The following is a 14,705-nucleotide window of genomic DNA, read 5'->3' on the forward strand; positions in this document are numbered from 1 at the left end:
CTCCTTAGCGCGGTGCCTGCCAGATACGTTGTTGATAGTCATGAATTGAACGGTCCGAACTGAAGATGCCGGTCCGTGCCGTATTGAGGATGGCGGCGCGCGTCCAGCCTTCCGGGTCGTGCCACAGGGTCTCCACCCGCTGCTGCGCCTCGATATAGGCCTGGAAGTCGGCCAGTACCAGCCAGGGATCGCCCTGCTTCGTCAGGCTCTCCAGCAGCAGATTAAACGCCTGCTTATCCCCGCCGCTGAATTTGCCCTTCTCCAGCGATTTCAGCAGATCGTCCAGCGGCTTATTCTGCTTACGCACCTTTTTCGGATGGTAGCCTTTGGCCTTCAGCGCCTTTACCTCCTCCACGCTGTGACCAAAGATAAAGATATTCTCCTCACCCACCTGCTCAGCAATCTCGACATTCGCCCCATCCAGCGTGCCGATAGTCAGCGCGCCGTTTAACGCCAGCTTCATATTACCGGTGCCGGAGGCTTCATAACCGGCGGTGGAGATCTGCTCGGAGAGATCGGCGGCCGGGATCATCATCTCCGCCACGGTGATGCGGTAGTCAGGGATAAACACCACTTTGAGCCTGTCGCCAACCCGCGGATCGTTGTTCACCACCTCCGCCACCTTGTTAATGGCGTAGATAATATTTTTCGCCAGGTAGTAGCCGGGCGCGGCTTTGGCTCCGAACAGAAAGACCCGTGGGGTAAAGGTGAGATCGTCCGGGTTGTGACAGAGCCGCTGATAGCAGTAGAGAATGTGCAGCAGGCTGAGATGCTGGCGTTTGTACTCATGCAACCGTTTGATCTGCACATCGAACAGCGCCGCCGGGTTAACGATAATGCCGGTGTGCCGGGCGATATACTCCGTGAGCTGCGCTTTGTTCTGCTGCTTAATGCTGCGATAGCGCTGCCGGAACGCCTGATCGTCGGCGTACGGCTCCAGACCGCTTAACGCCTCCAGGTTGTTAACCCACTCGGTTTTCAGCGTCTCATCAATCAGCCCGGCCAGTGCCGGATTGCACTGCTTCAGCCAGCGACGCGGCGTAATGCCGTTGGTGACGTTATGGAATTTTTGCGGCCAGAGCTGGTGATACTCCGGGAAGAGATCGCTCACCACCAGGCGGGAGTGCAGCGCCGCCACGCCGTTAACCGCAAAGCCACTGACCACGCAGAGATTGGCCATCCGCACCTGTCCGTCCGCCACCACCGCCAGCTTGTGCCACATCGCTTTGTCGCCCGGCCAGCGCTGCTTCACCTGCTTTTTCAGCCGCTGATTGATCTCTTTGATGATCAGCATGTGACGCGGCAGCAGGCTGCGCATCAGCTTCTCATCCCAGCGCTCCAGCGCTTCCGGCATCAGGGTGTGGTTGGTGTAGGCGAATAAGCGGCTGGTGATCTGCCACGCCGCATCCCAGCTCAGCTGATGCTCATCCAGCAGCAGGCGCAGCATCTCCGGGATGGCGATGGTGGGATGGGTGTCGTTGAGCTGGATCACTTCGAAGTCGGGCAGACTATGAATGCTGCGTCCCGCCAGATGGTGACGGCGCAGAATATCCGCCACCGCACAGGCGCACTGAAAATATTGCTGCATCAGGCGCAGCCGCTTCCCGGCCTGATGATTGTCATTGGGATAGAGCACTTTGGTCAGTTTTGCCGCCTCGATGCCGGGCTGCTCAGCCTGGAGGAAGTGACCGTCATTAAACGCGGTGAGATCGAAAGGCTGAATCGCGGTCGCCTGCCACAGCCGCAGCGGCAGCGTAACGCCGTTGCGATAGCCGATAACCGGCAGATCCCAGGCCTCGCCGCGCAGCGTGAAATCGGGCTGCCAGTGCACGCCGCCCGTCTCCAGCTTCTCGACCCGACCGCCCATCGCCACCGTCACATCCAGCGCCGCGTTGTGGCGGAACCACGGATAGCGATCGCGCTGCCACTCATCGGGCGCTTCAATCTGCTGTCCCTCCAGGAACGACTGGCGAAACAGGCCATACTGATAGTTGAGCCCGTGGCCGGTGGCGGACTGGCCCACCGTCGCCATCGAGTCCATGTAGCAGGCCGCCAGCCGCCCCAGCCCGCCGTTGCCCAGCGCCGGATCGACCTCCTGCTCCAGCAGTTCGGTTAAGTCGAGCTGCTGCTCCGCCAGCACCGCTTTCACCTCATCATACCAGCCGAGATTGAGCAGATTGTTACCGGTCAGGCGGCCGGTGAGAAACTCCATCGACAGATAATTGACGTGACGCTGCCCCTCGGCAGGACGCGGGACGGGCTGCGCGGCCAGCAGTTCCGCCAGTGCGGCGCTGACCGCGTGCCACGCCTGATGCGCGGTCATCTGTTGGGGGGAGGAGAGGCTCAGCTGCTGCCACTGGCGGGTTAACGCGGCGTTAAAACGGGCTTTATTAAATTTTTGCTGCGGCATATTACTCCCTTCTGTTACGCAATAAGGTGAAGCAAAAATAGCAAGCGCACGGGCTGGCAACGGGTTGTCAGCAACCGATTAAGTAAAGACGGGAGTAGGGGAAAAAGCGACAACTATCAAAGAAAAACGCCAGCCGGGCGGCTGGCGTGGCAGAAATCAGCAGAGTTCGAGATGAACCTCATGCTGTTCAATCACTTTCATCACGCTGGCAGGCGGCATCTTGTCGGTGTAGAGGTAGTCCAGCAGGCTCATGTTGCCGAGGTTGACCATCGCATTGCGGCCAAACTTCGAGTGATCCACCACCAGCATCGCGCAGCGCGAATTTTCGATAATCGCCCGCTTGGTGCGCACTTCGTGGTAGTCGAACTCCAGCAGCGAACCATCCATATCAATCCCGCTGATCCCGAGGATGCCGTAGTCGAGCCGGAACTGCGAAATAAAGTCGAGCGTCGCTTCGCCCATCACCGCCCCATCGCGGGTCCGCACTTCGCCGCCCGCGATAATCACCCGGAAGTCGGGCTTGCCCATCAGCAGCATCGCCACGTTGAGGTTGTTGGTGACCACCCGCAGGTCGCTGTGGTTAAGCAGCGCATGCGCCACCGCTTCCGGCGTGGTGCCAATGTCGATAAACAGCGTGGCCCCATCCGGGATCTGGCTGGCCACGCGCTGGGCGATGCGCGCTTTCTCCGCTGACCACATCATTTTACGATCGTGCCAGGCGGTATTCTCAGAGCTGGAGGGAAGCGCCGCGCCGCCGTGATGGCGCTGAATTTTGTTCTGATCGGCCAGATCGTTCAGATCGCGACGAATGGTTTGCGGGCTGACCTCAAAATGATCCACCAGCTCCTCGGTACTGACATATCCCTGACGACGGACTAAATCGATAATCGCATCATGACGTTGCGTCTGCTTCACGTTCCTCTCCTGTTAACCCGCTTAATGCTGCCAGGCCGGTGCTAACGGCGCCTAATATTGCGCGTGTCCACCAGCGCCATCGCCAGTCCCACCAGCAGACCCGCGACGTGCGCCGCGTTAGCAATAGCCAGACCCAATACGCCAAACCAGCCGATTACCAGCCAGACCAGCGCAAAACCGATCAATCCCCGCTCCAGATAAATGCCGCTGTCGGGGTCGCGTTCACCGCGCAGCCAGCAGTAACCCATCAGGGCATAGACCACCCCCGACAGGCCGCCAAACCAGATGCCGCTGAACTTCGCCTGCATCCAGCCGCTGAGCAGCGCCGAAATCACCATAATCACAAACAGCTTGCCGCTGCCGAGCCGCTTCTCCACCGCGCCGCCGAGATACCACCACCACATCAGGTTGAACAGGATGTGCAGCAGAGAGAAGTGCAGCAGCGCATGGCTGAACCAGCGCCAGACCTGAAGATGCTGGTCAGCATCCGGCCAGGCGAGCCACGCCATCACGGTCTGATCGCCCATCACCTGCATCAGAATAAAGACCGCGATACAGAGCAGCATCACCGTCATGGTCAGCGGGCCGGCGCGCTCACGAATATTCGCCCAGATATTGCTGCGCTCATAGCGCAGGCCGCTGTCGGTTTTACCGCTGTGCCAGCTGGCGGCCTGATAGCGCGGATGGTTGGGGTCCTGCATAAACTGCTGAAGTTCGTTTTCGACCATCGGCAGCTGACTTTCATCATCCAGCATGATGACGTAGTGGTTTTCATGCTCAATACGCAGCGTCACGCCGCGCGTGGCCATGTAATCCACAAAGGCCTGCGCCATGCGCGGCTGATTAAATTGGGTAATACGCATCAGTCACTCTTCCTGTGGCGGGCAGCGGGTTATTCACTGCCCTGCGCAACCTGCTGCGGGAACGCGGCACGCCAGGCGTCAAAACCGCCATCAATGCTATAGGTGGCGCTAAAGCCCTGTTGCAGCAGATATTGCGCCGCACTTTTACTGCTGATGCCGTGATAGCACATTACCAGCACCGGCAGGCTGCGATCCGCCTCGCTGACAAACTCGCTGAGGTTGCTGTTGGTCAGATGAAGCGCGCCCGCGGCATGGCCCAGCGCGAAACTTTGCGGATCACGAATATCCACCAGCAGGGCGCCCTGCGTCAGACGCGCCTGCGCCTGCTGCACATCAATACATTCGAACGTTTCCATCGGGTCTCTCATCTGTCGTCACAATGGCAGCTAGTGTAACCCGAGAATCCGCGCCGATAACCCGACAATCGTTACGGCTATCTCTTTTTTTGGTGGAGATAATGTTAGCTATATCACGCAAAATTGTTTTTAGCTGGTTAAATGCTGGCGTAAATGTTGGTTTGCGATTATGATTATGCTCGAAAACGAACATTAGAGAACTATTCCGAACATCGGAGGAGATGACGTGGAAACCAAAGACCTGATCGTGATCGGCGGCGGCATCAACGGTGCCGGCATTGCAGCAGACGCTGCAGGACGCGGACTGTCGGTGTTAATGCTGGAGGCGCGGGATCTGGCTTGCGCGACCTCCTCTGCCAGTTCAAAACTGATCCACGGCGGCTTGCGCTACCTCGAACATTACGAGTTTCGTCTGGTCAGCGAGGCGCTGGCGGAGCGTGAAGTACTGCTGAAAATGGCCCCGCACCTGGCGTTCCCGATGCGTTTCCGCTTGCCGCACCGTCCGCATCTGCGTCCGGCATGGATGATCCGTACCGGCCTGTTTATGTATGACCATCTGGGCAAACGCACCAGTCTGCCAGGCAGTAAGAGCCTGCGTTTTGGCGCGGATTCGGCCCTGAAGCCGGAAATCACGCGCGGATTCGAATATTCCGACTGCTGGGTCGATGACGCCCGTATGGTGGTACTGAACGCGCAGGAAGTGGTGAAGCGTGGCGGTGAAGTGCGTACCCGTACCCGCGTGACCCGCGCCTGGCGTGAAGGCGGTCTGTGGAAGGTGGAAGCGGAAGATGTCGACAGCGGCAAAACCTATACCTGGCAGGCCAAAGGCCTGGTCAACGCTGCGGGCCCGTGGGTCAAGCAGTTGTTCGACGACAGCCTGAAGCTGAAATCACCCTACGGTATCCGTCTGATCAAAGGCAGCCACATTGTGGTGCCGCGCGTTCACAACGAGAAGCAGGCCTATATCCTGCAAAACGAAGATAACCGCATCGTGTTTGTTATTCCGTGGATGGATGAGTTCTCCATCATCGGTACCACCGACGTGGAGTACAAAGGCGATCCGAAAAACGTCCACATCGATGACAGCGAAACCGACTACCTGCTGAAAGTGTTCAATGGACACTTTAAAAAGCAGCTGACCGCTGACGATATTGTCTGGTCCTATTCCGGTGTGCGTCCGCTGTGTGATGATGAGTCTGATTCACCGCAGGCGATCACCCGTGATTACACCCTGGATGTGCGCGACGATAACGGTCAGGCCCCGCTGCTGTCGGTGTTCGGCGGCAAGCTGACCACCTATCGCAAGCTGGCGGAGCATGCGCTGGAGAAACTGGCGAAGTACTATCCCAACGCCGGTCCGGCCTGGACGAAAAACTGCGTGCTGCCGGGCGGCAATATCTCTGGCACCCGTGAAGATTACGCGGCCAGCCTGCGTCGCCGCTATCCGTTTATCAGCGAAAATATGGCGCGTCACTTCTCACGCACCTACGGCAGCAGCACCGAAACCCTGTTAGCCGGGGCGAAAAGTGTGGATGACCTGGGTGAGAACTTTGGTCACGAGTTTTATGAAGCTGAGCTGCGCTACCTGGTGCAGCATGAGTGGGTACGGGAACTGGATGACGCTATCTGGCGTCGCACCAAACAGGGCATGTGGCTGACCAAAGAGCAGCAGGCGCGCGTGGCCGAATGGCTGGCGGCGAAAGCAAAACCGGCGCTGTCGCTGGCGTCATAATCTGGCGTGATCGAATAAATCAGAAAGCAGGCTTCGGCCTGCTTTTTTTATTGTTATTAAACACACTCCCTCCCCACTGCCACCCTCTCTGCGGTCTGACTCTATACTCAACGTTTGCTCCCTGCTCGCTTCGTCCCGCTGCCACGCCATTGTTACCTTAAACATAACGTTTCGTTTTTTTGCTTAATTGAACCACCTATTAAGAAAGCACAGACTTCACTCAGCATAAACGAAACAACAGCTGTTCTAATCAGGAGGTTGAAATGAACACAGGCCAAACGCCTGCCCGGGAATGGAACACACGCCGCAGTGAAAAAGCGCGTCGTCTCGCTTCCTTCCCCCTTGATGGCAAAGTCATTCCTGTAGAAAGAGCCACAGAAGCACTGGAAAAATTAATTGCACCGGGCGACCGCGTGGTGCTGGAAGGGAATAACCAGAAACAGGCTGACTTTTTATCCCGTACCCTGGCGGAGGTTGATCCGGCCAAAGTTCACGACCTGCATATGATTATGCCGAGCGTCGGCCGCAGCGAACACCTCGATATTTTCGAAAAAGGCATTGCCCGCAAACTCGACTTCTCTTTCTCCGGCCCGCAGAGCCTGCGTATGTCTCAGCTGTTGCAGGATGGTCAGCTGGAAATTGGCGCGATCCACACCTATATCGAACTCTATTCCCGTCTCTATGTTGACCTCTGCCCGAACGTGGCGCTGATTGCCGGTTATAAAGCGGACCGCAAAGGCAACCTCTACACCGGTCCGAGCACTGAAGATACCCCGGCGCTGGTGGAGGCCGCCGCGTTCCGTGACGGTATCGTGATAGCCCAGGTCAATGAACTGGTCGATGACGAGACCGACCTGCCGCGCGTCGATATTCCCGGCTCCTGGATCGACTTTATCGTGGTGGCCGACAAACCGTTCTTTATCGAACCGCTGTTTACCCGCGACCCGCGCCTGATCAAGCAGGAGCATATCCTGATGGCGATGATGGCGATTAAAGGCATCTACGCTGAACATCAGGTGCAGTCGCTGAATCACGGTATCGGGTTTAACACCGCCGCAATTGAGCTGCTGCTGCCCACCTACGGCGAACAGCTCGGTCTGAAAGGTAAAATCTGTAAGCACTGGGCACTCAACCCGCATCCGACGCTGATCCCGGCGATTGAGAGCGGCTGGGTGGAGAGCGTGCACTGCTTCGGCGGTGAGCTGGGGATGGAGGAGTATATCCGTGCCCGCCCGGACATCTTCTTTACCGGCAGCGACGGCTCAATGCGCTCTAACCGCGCCTTCTGTCAGCTGGCAGGCCAGTATGCGGTCGATATGTTTATCGGCGCGACCCTTCAGGTTGATGGACTGGCGAACTCCTCTACCGTGACCCGTGGCCGTCTCTCCGGCTTCGGCGGCGCGCCAAACATGGGACACGATCCCCACGGCCGCCGTCACGCCACGCCCGCCTGGCTGAATATGATCACCGAGCCAGACCCGATGCAGCGCGGCAAAAAGCTGGTGGTGCAGATGGTCGAGACCTTCCAGGCCGGGGCGAAACCGACCTTCGTTGAAACCCTTGATGCGGTTGAAGTCGCGAAATCCTCCGGTATGCCGTTGGCGCCGGTAATGATCTACGGCGATGACGTGACGCATGTACTGACCGAAGAGGGCATCGCCTATCTCTACCGCGCCGAGAGCCTGGAAGAGCGTCGCGCCATGGTCGCCGCCGTAGCCGGCATCACCGACATCGGGCTGGGCGTGGACGCGGCACGGGTCGCCGCCCTGCGTAAAAGCGGCAAAGTGGCCTACCCGGAAGATATGGGTATCCGCCGCTCCGATGCCACCCGCTCCCTGCTGGCGGCAGGCAGCGTGGCTGACCTGGTCGAATGGTCAGATGGCCTTTACAACCCGCCCGCTAAATTCCGGAGCTGGTAATGAAACTCCTGTCACAGACCCAAAGCGAGGCGCAGGCCAGTCAGCTGGCAATCCTTGCACGCGATTGTCTGCTCGATGAAGCCCGCCTGAGTCCAAAGCCGGGTCTGGTAGACAGTCGGGGAAACGGCGCGCATCAGGATCTGACACTGGCGCTGATGGAGCGTTCCGCTCACAGCCTGGTGCCGGCCTTTCTGGCGCTGGCCCGCCATAGCTGGCTGCGTCCCGCCGATATTGCCCTGCGTGAAACCGTGGGTCGTCTGGGCCGCGACGGTGAGCAGCAGATGATGGCGGCCACCGGCGGCGTCAACACCCATCGCGGAGCCATCTGGGCGCTGGGGCTGCTGGTCAGCGCCGCCGCGATGCACGGTGGCACTGCCCGTCCCGATCAGCTGACCGCCACGGCGGCAGCGCTGGCCAGCCTGCCCGACCGCGCCGCGCCAAAGCTGTTCAGTAAAGGGTTGAAAGCGACGCACCGCTATCAGGTGCCCGGCGCACGCGAAGAGGCGCAACAGGCGTTTCCTCACGTGATGAAGCTGGCGCTGCCGCAGCTGCTGGGCAGCCGGGCGGTGGGTGCCAGCGAAAGCGAAGCCCGGCTGGATGCGCTGATGGCGATCATGACCTCGCTCAGCGATACCTGCGTCCTCTCCCGCGCCGGCATGACCGGACTGGAGACCATGCAGCAGGGGGCGCGCGCCGTATTACTGGCGGGCGGCTGCCGCACCGTGAACGGCAAGGTGGCGCTGGCAAAGCTGGACCAGCGTATGCTGGCGCTTAACGCCTCGCCCGGCGGGGCCGCCGATCTGCTGGCCGCGACGCTGTTTATCGACCGGGTCTGTTCGACACCCAACCATTCTTTTTTTTAGAGGTCGTTATGGAACACATCACATTATCTATACCTGCCGGTCGCCTGCTCAGTGGCAGAGCGCTGGCCGGGGTTGTCGGTTCCGGTGATATGGAAGTGCTCTACACCGCAACGGAAGGCGACACACTGCGCATTGAGATCACCACCTCACTGGATAACAGCGAAGCCCGCTGGAAAGCGCTGTTTGACCGCCTGAATTTAATCAACGGCCTGCCCGCCGGAGAGCTGGTTATTCACGATTTTGGTGCCACGCCCGGCGTCGCACGCATCCGTATTGAACAGGTTTTTGAAGAGGTGAGCCATGCGTAACGATGCCAGCTTTATTGAATTACGGGCCCGTGAACGCGCCCGGACGCTGCTGGATGCGGGCAGCTACCGCGAACTGCTCGACCCGTTTGAGGGCATTATGTCGCCGTGGCTCGCCCCGCAGGGCGTGGTGCCGCAGTCCGATGACGGCATGGTGGTGGCGCGCGGTACGCTGAACGGCCAGTCTGCCGTGGTGATCGCGATTGAAGGCACTTTCCAGGGCGGCAGCATGGGGGAAGTCTCTGGCGCGAAAATGGCGGCGGCGCTGGAACTGGCGGCGGAAGATAACCGCAACGGCATCCCGACGCAGGCGGTACTCTGCCTGGAGACCGGTGGCGTGCGGTTGCAGGAGGCGAATCTCGGCCTGGCGGCGATAGCCGATATTCATGCCGCGATTGTCGATCTGCGTCGCTATACCCCGGTTATCGGCATTATCAGCGGCACCGTCGGCTGCTTTGGCGGCATGTCGATCGCCGCCGCGCTGTGCAGCTACCTGATTGTGACCCGTGAAGCCCGTCTGGGACTGAACGGTCCGCAGGTGATTGAGCAGGAAGCGGGAATTGAAGAGTATGACTCGCGCGATCGTCCCTTTATCTGGAGCATGACCGGCGGCGAAATCCGCTACGCCAGCGGCCTGGTCGACGCGCTGGTTGACGACGGCATCAACGCGGTGAAAACCGCCATGAACCAGTGCATTGCGCAGGGCGTTCCGGCCCAGCACCGCAGTGATAAATATGCTGATTTCCTGCCCCGCCTGAGCCAGTTCGACACCCGTTTACAGGCCGACACGGCGCAGATTAAACAGCTTTTCGCCCGGGAGGAGAAATAATGAGTCAGACAAACAGCCGCGGTGCAACCTGGCTGGAAAAACTCGCACCCAACGCGCAGCGTCTCAGTGGCCTCTGCGCCTCGGTTCAGGTGGCTGACGGTCAGCTCAATGGCGAAAGCGTACGCTTTATCGCCGTGGTGCCGGACGCAGAGAATCACTATCCCCGCGCCGCCCGCGGTGAAGTCGGCCTGCTGGAGGGCTGGACGCTGGCGAAAGTGGTGAATGAAACGCTGGAAGAGGACAAAAACAGCGCCGTGAAACGCCCGATAGTGGCGGTGATCGACGTGCCGAGCCAGGCCTATGGCCGCCGTGAAGAGGCGTTCGGCATTCATCAGGCGCTGGCCGGTGCCGCCGGTGCCTATGCCAAAGCACGGCTGGCCGGTCATCCGGTGATTGGTCTGATTGTCGGCAAAGCGATGTCCGGTGCGTTTCTGGCGCACGGCTATCAGGCTAACCGTCTGATTGCGCTAAACGATCAGGGCGTGCTGGTGCATGCGATGGGCAAAGAGTCCGCGGCGCGGATCACCCTGCGTTCCGTGGAGGCGCTCGAGAAGCTGGCCGCCACCATTCCACCGATGGCCTACGACGTGAATAACTTCGCCACCCTGGGTCTGCTCTCCGATCTGCTGAATGTGGCGGATCCCGACGCCCCTTCCGACGCCGATCTGGCGATGGTGGAGATTGCCCTGCACAAAGCCATCAGCGATGCGCGTCAGGACCCTACGCTGAAAAACCGCCTGGGTGCCACCAACCGTCACAGCTCCTCCCTGGTGCGCGAGCGGATGCGCGCGACCTGGTAATTAAATAATAAAAAAACCTGCCGAAACCGGTCTGACGGGGCGCGTGTAACCGCGCGCCTCGCAGCAGTGGCCGCTTTCAGAATTATAAAAAATCGCTGTTAGTAGAGAATTCTTTCTTAAATACAGGTGATTTATGATTTATATAATTGTTCATGCTCTTGCTCCAATCTTTGTGATTATGCTGCTGGGTTTCTGGGCCGGTAAGGCCGGAATGGTCAACAATAAAGACGTTTCACTGCTGAATATTTTTGTGATGGATTTCGCCCTGCCCGCCGCGCTGTTCAGCGCCACGGTTCAGACGCCGTGGGCGGGTATTGTGGCGCAATGGCCGCTGATTGTGGTGATTACCGGCGCGATGTGGATCACCTACGCGGCTATCTATTTTATTGCCACCAAAGTTTTCAAAAAATCACCGCAGGATGCGGCCGTGCTGACGCTGACCGTGGCGCTGCCCAACTACGCCGCGCTGGGCCTGCCGATTCTGGCCAGCGTGCTGGGTGAAAATGGGGCGACCTCGCTCTCGGTGGCGGTGGCTATCGCCTGTGGCTCAGTGCTGCTGACGCCGTTTTGCCTGCTGATCCTGGAACGCGAAAAAGCGTTTGCCGCCGGTAACCAGCACGGTTCCACGCTGGCTATGCTGCCGGTGCTGATGTGGCGCTCACTGAAAAAACCGATCGTGATGGGACCGTTGATCGGCGTGGTGCTGTCGGCGCTGGGGGTTAAAATGCCCGACCTGCTGCTGGCCGCGATTAAACCGCTGGGCCTGGCCGCGACCGCTGCGGCGCTGTTCCTGACCGGCGTGATCCTCTCGGCACGCAAGCTGAAATTCAATGCGGTGGTGGGCCTGGGTACGGTGACCAAACTGCTGATTCAGCCGCTGATCGCCTGGGGTCTGGTGCTGGCGCTGGGTCTGCACGGTTCAGTGGCGATTACCGCGATTATGATGATTGCGCTGTCGGCCGGTTTCTTTGGCGTGGTGTTCGGCAACCGCTTTGGCGTTCAGTCGCCAGATGCTGAAGCCGTACTGCTGTTAAGTTCACTGTTGTGTATTTTATCGTTACCTCTGTTCATTACGCTGACATCAGGACTCTGATATGACCTCTGCGCCGCGCCCCCACGATCTGCTCTGGCTGCGTAACAGCAACGCCTTAGCCGCCATTAGTGAGCCCTGGGTCAGCGAGATCTGGCATCCCGGCCTGCCGGTGGTGGTGCGGCGCGACAGGAGTGAAACCGGACTGATTCCGGTGGGGGTTCGCGGTGAGCGACGCGAACAGCGTGCCGCCGGATGGGTCGATGTCGCCGCTGTCGTTCGTGTTTTCACCCCGGAGAGTCTGGCCGCGCGCGCGCTGTTGCTGGCGTCACCGTTTAGCGCTTATGCGCCGGTCAGCGCGGCGCTGGCGCTCAGCGAGCGCCGCTGGCCGTGGCGCTGGGGCATCACCGGCAGTACCGGTTATGCCCTGGCGACGCAGCAGCCCACGCTGCATAGCGCCAGCGATCTCGATTTAGTTATTCGCGCGCCAGAACCACTGGCGCGCGACGCACTGCAACAGTGGCAGAGAGAGACCGACGCCCTGGCCTGCCGGGTCGATACCCAGGTGGAAACGCCGCTGGGCGCTTTCGCACTCAGCGAATGGCTGCGTGCGAGCCGGGTACTGGTCAAAACCGCCACCGGACCGATAGTGACCGCTTCACCCTGGAGCAGGGAGCCGCAATGAAAATACTCTTTACCTTTCCCGGCCAGGGCACTCAGCGTCCCGGCATGTTGCAACAGCTGCCCGACGGCGAGGCGCTGTTAAGCCGCGTGCGGGCGGTGCTGGGCGATGAAACTGACCACCTCGACAGCGCCGACGCGCTGCGCCATACCCGCGCGGTGCAGCTCTCTCTGCTGATCTGCGGCGTCGCCTGGGCGCGTGAGCTTATCCGCCGCGGGCTGAAACCAGACATCGTCAGCGGCCTGTCGATTGGCGCGTTTCCCGCCGCGGTGATCGCGGGTGCGCTCGATTTTAGCGACGCCCTGCGGCTGGTCGCGCTGCGCGGCGATCTGATGGAGCAGGCTTATCCGCAGGGATATGGCCTGACCGCGATCGCCGGCCTCACGCTCGGTCGTCTGGAGAAACTGCTGCCCGGCAGCAACATCTACATCGCCAATCTGAATGCGGAAACGCAGATCGTGATTGCCGGACGGGATGAGGATATGGCGCGGGTGGCGCAGCGGGCGCTGGAGGCCGGTGCAAGTAAAGCGGTTAAACTGGCGGTGAGCGTGCCGTCGCACTGCGCGCTGCTGGCGAAGCCTGCCGCCAGGCTGGCCCAGGCGTTTGCGTCGGTGCGCCTCACCCGCCCCACCTGCGCCTATCTCAGCGGCTCAACCGCGCGGGTTATCTGGCAGCCGGAGAAGATCGCCGACGACCTGGCGTTTAATATGGCGCGCACCGTGCAGTGGAACGATGCCATCGTCTCCGCCAATCAGCGCGACGCCCGGCTGGCGATTGAGATGCCGCCCGGCAATGTGCTGACCGGCCTGACGCTACAGGCTGGCTGGCAGGGTGAAGCGATCTGCCTGGAGCGCAACAGCGTTGAGGTGGCGCTGCATCTGGCTAAACGGCTGAGTCAGTAAGGCTGCGGGCATACATCCGCCCTTCCGCCGCCAGTGCCAGCAGGTCAGCATCGCGTTCGCGGCGGTGCGAGTAGACAATCGAAATCTGCTGACGCATCTGGTAAGGCTCCGCCAGCGGCAGCAGCTGAATACTGGTTTCATAGACTTTCTTCATCCGGCCGGGGATCAGCGCCAGTCCCATGCCCGCCTGCACCAGACTGATCATCGAGAAGATGTCATTCACCCTGGTGACCACCTGTGGTTCGAACCCGGCCACCTGAAACGCCTCCTGAAAACCTGCGTAGGTGGCAAATCCCTCCGCCAGCGAGACAAAATCGCGCCCGGCATAATCACGCAGATCGACCCCGCAGGTTCTGTCGAGCGGCTCCCCGGCGGGTGCGGCCAGAAAGATATTGTCGTCAAACAGCGGGATCACGTCGAAATGGGCGTCGCTGAGTTCACCATCGTCAGTGGCGATCAGAATCGCATCCAGCGCGTCATCCTCCAGCATGTTCAGCAGCATCTGATTCGACCCCATCGTCAGATCCAGCTCCAGCGTGGGGCGGCGCAGCTTCATGCCCATGATCAGCCGGGGGATGGTCTCCAGGGTCAGCGAGTAGAGCGTGCCGAGCCGCAGGCGACCGCAGCCGATGCCCGCGATCTTGCGCGCCTCTTCAATGCCTTTGCCCATCAGGGCGGTGACGTCACGACAATACTCCAGCAGCGTCCAGGCCGCAGGCAGCGGCACCAGATTGCGCCCTTTGTGGATAAACAGCGGGCATTCGATGCCCTCTTCCAGCGTATGCAGGGCGCGATGGACGCTGACGCTGCTCAGTTCCAGCGCTTCCGCGGTGCGGGCGATATTGCCTTTCGCCATAAACATCATAAAAACGCTGAGCTTACGGAAGGTAATTTCCTGGTTGATATTGTCACTCATCTGCTGCGCGGTGCCTGTAGGGTGAGGTGGCTTTCCCGCATGATAGCCATTATCTGAGTGCGGGGGTAATGATCTGGCGCGCAGGGATGAGACTCAGAGGGTATTGCGGGCGGAGAGAACGGCAGAAAAAGCGGCGGCCGGATAAGACCGGCCGCCGCGAGAGGTGATGATCACCGGCGATCA

The 14,705-nt window shown here is 60.1% G+C and carries 14 protein-coding genes; 9 read left to right on the top strand and 5 right to left on the bottom strand.

The genetic code is table 11. The annotated features are described in order from the left end of the window. Positions 1-4: 4 nt before the first annotated feature. From malP to glpE, 4 genes are all read right to left on the bottom strand, one after another. Positions 5-2,410 (bottom strand): maltodextrin phosphorylase, encoded by a 2,406-nt coding sequence (malP, locus tag ACCW71_RS09050; RefSeq protein ID WP_436370857.1) that lies wholly within the window; start codon positions 2,408-2,410, stop codon positions 5-7. Positions 2,411-2,566: 156 nt separating this feature from the next. Next, positions 2,567-3,325: a DeoR/GlpR family transcriptional regulator gene (locus ACCW71_RS09055; RefSeq protein WP_090966799.1), complete on the bottom strand. Its 759-nt coding sequence runs from the start codon at positions 3,323-3,325 to the stop codon at positions 2,567-2,569. 41 nt (positions 3,326-3,366) lie between these two features. Next, positions 3,367-4,188 (bottom strand): rhomboid family intramembrane serine protease GlpG, encoded by an 822-nt coding sequence (glpG, locus tag ACCW71_RS09060; protein WP_436370858.1) that lies wholly within the window; start codon positions 4,186-4,188, stop codon positions 3,367-3,369. Positions 4,189-4,217: 29 nt separating this feature from the next. Next, positions 4,218-4,544, bottom strand: a complete 327-nt coding sequence (glpE, locus tag ACCW71_RS09065; RefSeq protein WP_436370859.1) for a thiosulfate sulfurtransferase GlpE — start codon at positions 4,542-4,544, stop codon at positions 4,218-4,220. A 226-nt stretch (positions 4,545-4,770) separates the two neighbouring features. Between glpE and glpD the strand changes: the two genes are divergently transcribed. From glpD to mdcH, 9 genes are all read left to right on the top strand, one after another. After that, a complete protein-coding gene (glpD, locus tag ACCW71_RS09070; RefSeq protein ID WP_436370860.1) occupies positions 4,771-6,276 on the top strand; it encodes a glycerol-3-phosphate dehydrogenase in 1,506 nt (501 codons plus the stop codon). Between the two features lie 263 nt (positions 6,277-6,539). After that, positions 6,540-8,195: a malonate decarboxylase subunit alpha gene (mdcA, locus tag ACCW71_RS09075; protein WP_436370861.1), complete on the top strand. Its 1,656-nt coding sequence runs from the start codon at positions 6,540-6,542 to the stop codon at positions 8,193-8,195. Further along, positions 8,195-9,058 carry a triphosphoribosyl-dephospho-CoA synthase gene (locus ACCW71_RS09080; RefSeq protein WP_436370862.1) on the top strand — a complete coding sequence of 288 codons (864 nt, stop codon included), beginning with the start codon at positions 8,195-8,197 and terminating at the stop codon, positions 9,056-9,058. Before mdcA ends, ACCW71_RS09080 begins: the two co-directional genes overlap by 1 nt. 8 nt (positions 9,059-9,066) lie before the next feature. Beyond that, positions 9,067-9,366: a malonate decarboxylase acyl carrier protein gene (mdcC, locus tag ACCW71_RS09085; protein WP_436370863.1), complete on the top strand. Its 300-nt coding sequence runs from the start codon at positions 9,067-9,069 to the stop codon at positions 9,364-9,366. Beyond that, positions 9,359-10,192, top strand: a complete 834-nt coding sequence (locus ACCW71_RS09090; RefSeq protein ID WP_436370864.1) for a biotin-independent malonate decarboxylase subunit beta — start codon at positions 9,359-9,361, stop codon at positions 10,190-10,192. Before mdcC ends, ACCW71_RS09090 begins: the two co-directional genes overlap by 8 nt. Next, the gene (gene mdcE, locus ACCW71_RS09095; protein ID WP_436370865.1) at positions 10,192-10,992 is read left to right on the top strand and encodes a biotin-independent malonate decarboxylase subunit gamma; all 801 of its coding nucleotides are present in this window, start codon (positions 10,192-10,194) and stop codon (positions 10,990-10,992) included. The genes ACCW71_RS09090 and mdcE overlap by 1 nt, the downstream gene beginning before the upstream one ends. Positions 10,993-11,125: 133 nt before the next feature. Beyond that, the gene (locus ACCW71_RS09100; RefSeq protein ID WP_436370866.1) at positions 11,126-12,085 is read left to right on the top strand and encodes an AEC family transporter; all 960 of its coding nucleotides are present in this window, start codon (positions 11,126-11,128) and stop codon (positions 12,083-12,085) included. A gap of 1 nt (position 12,086) precedes the next feature. Further along, the gene (locus ACCW71_RS09105; RefSeq protein ID WP_436370867.1) at positions 12,087-12,707 is read left to right on the top strand and encodes a malonate decarboxylase holo-ACP synthase; all 621 of its coding nucleotides are present in this window, start codon (positions 12,087-12,089) and stop codon (positions 12,705-12,707) included. Continuing rightward, on the top strand, positions 12,704-13,606 hold the full coding sequence (mdcH, locus tag ACCW71_RS09110) for a malonate decarboxylase subunit epsilon (protein WP_436370868.1): 903 nt from the start codon (positions 12,704-12,706) through the stop codon (positions 13,604-13,606). Before ACCW71_RS09105 ends, mdcH begins: the two co-directional genes overlap by 4 nt. On the opposite strand, the gene ACCW71_RS09115 is transcribed toward mdcH, so the two are convergent. Next, positions 13,587-14,522 (bottom strand): LysR family transcriptional regulator, encoded by a 936-nt coding sequence (locus ACCW71_RS09115; RefSeq protein WP_436370869.1) that lies wholly within the window; start codon positions 14,520-14,522, stop codon positions 13,587-13,589. The two genes, mdcH and ACCW71_RS09115, sit on opposite strands and share 20 nt — an antisense overlap. Positions 14,523-14,705 lie beyond the last annotated feature (183 nt).

This window comes from Pantoea sp. C2G6, from assembly GCF_051336815.1.
Classification (GTDB): domain Bacteria; phylum Pseudomonadota; class Gammaproteobacteria; order Enterobacterales; family Enterobacteriaceae; genus Pantoea.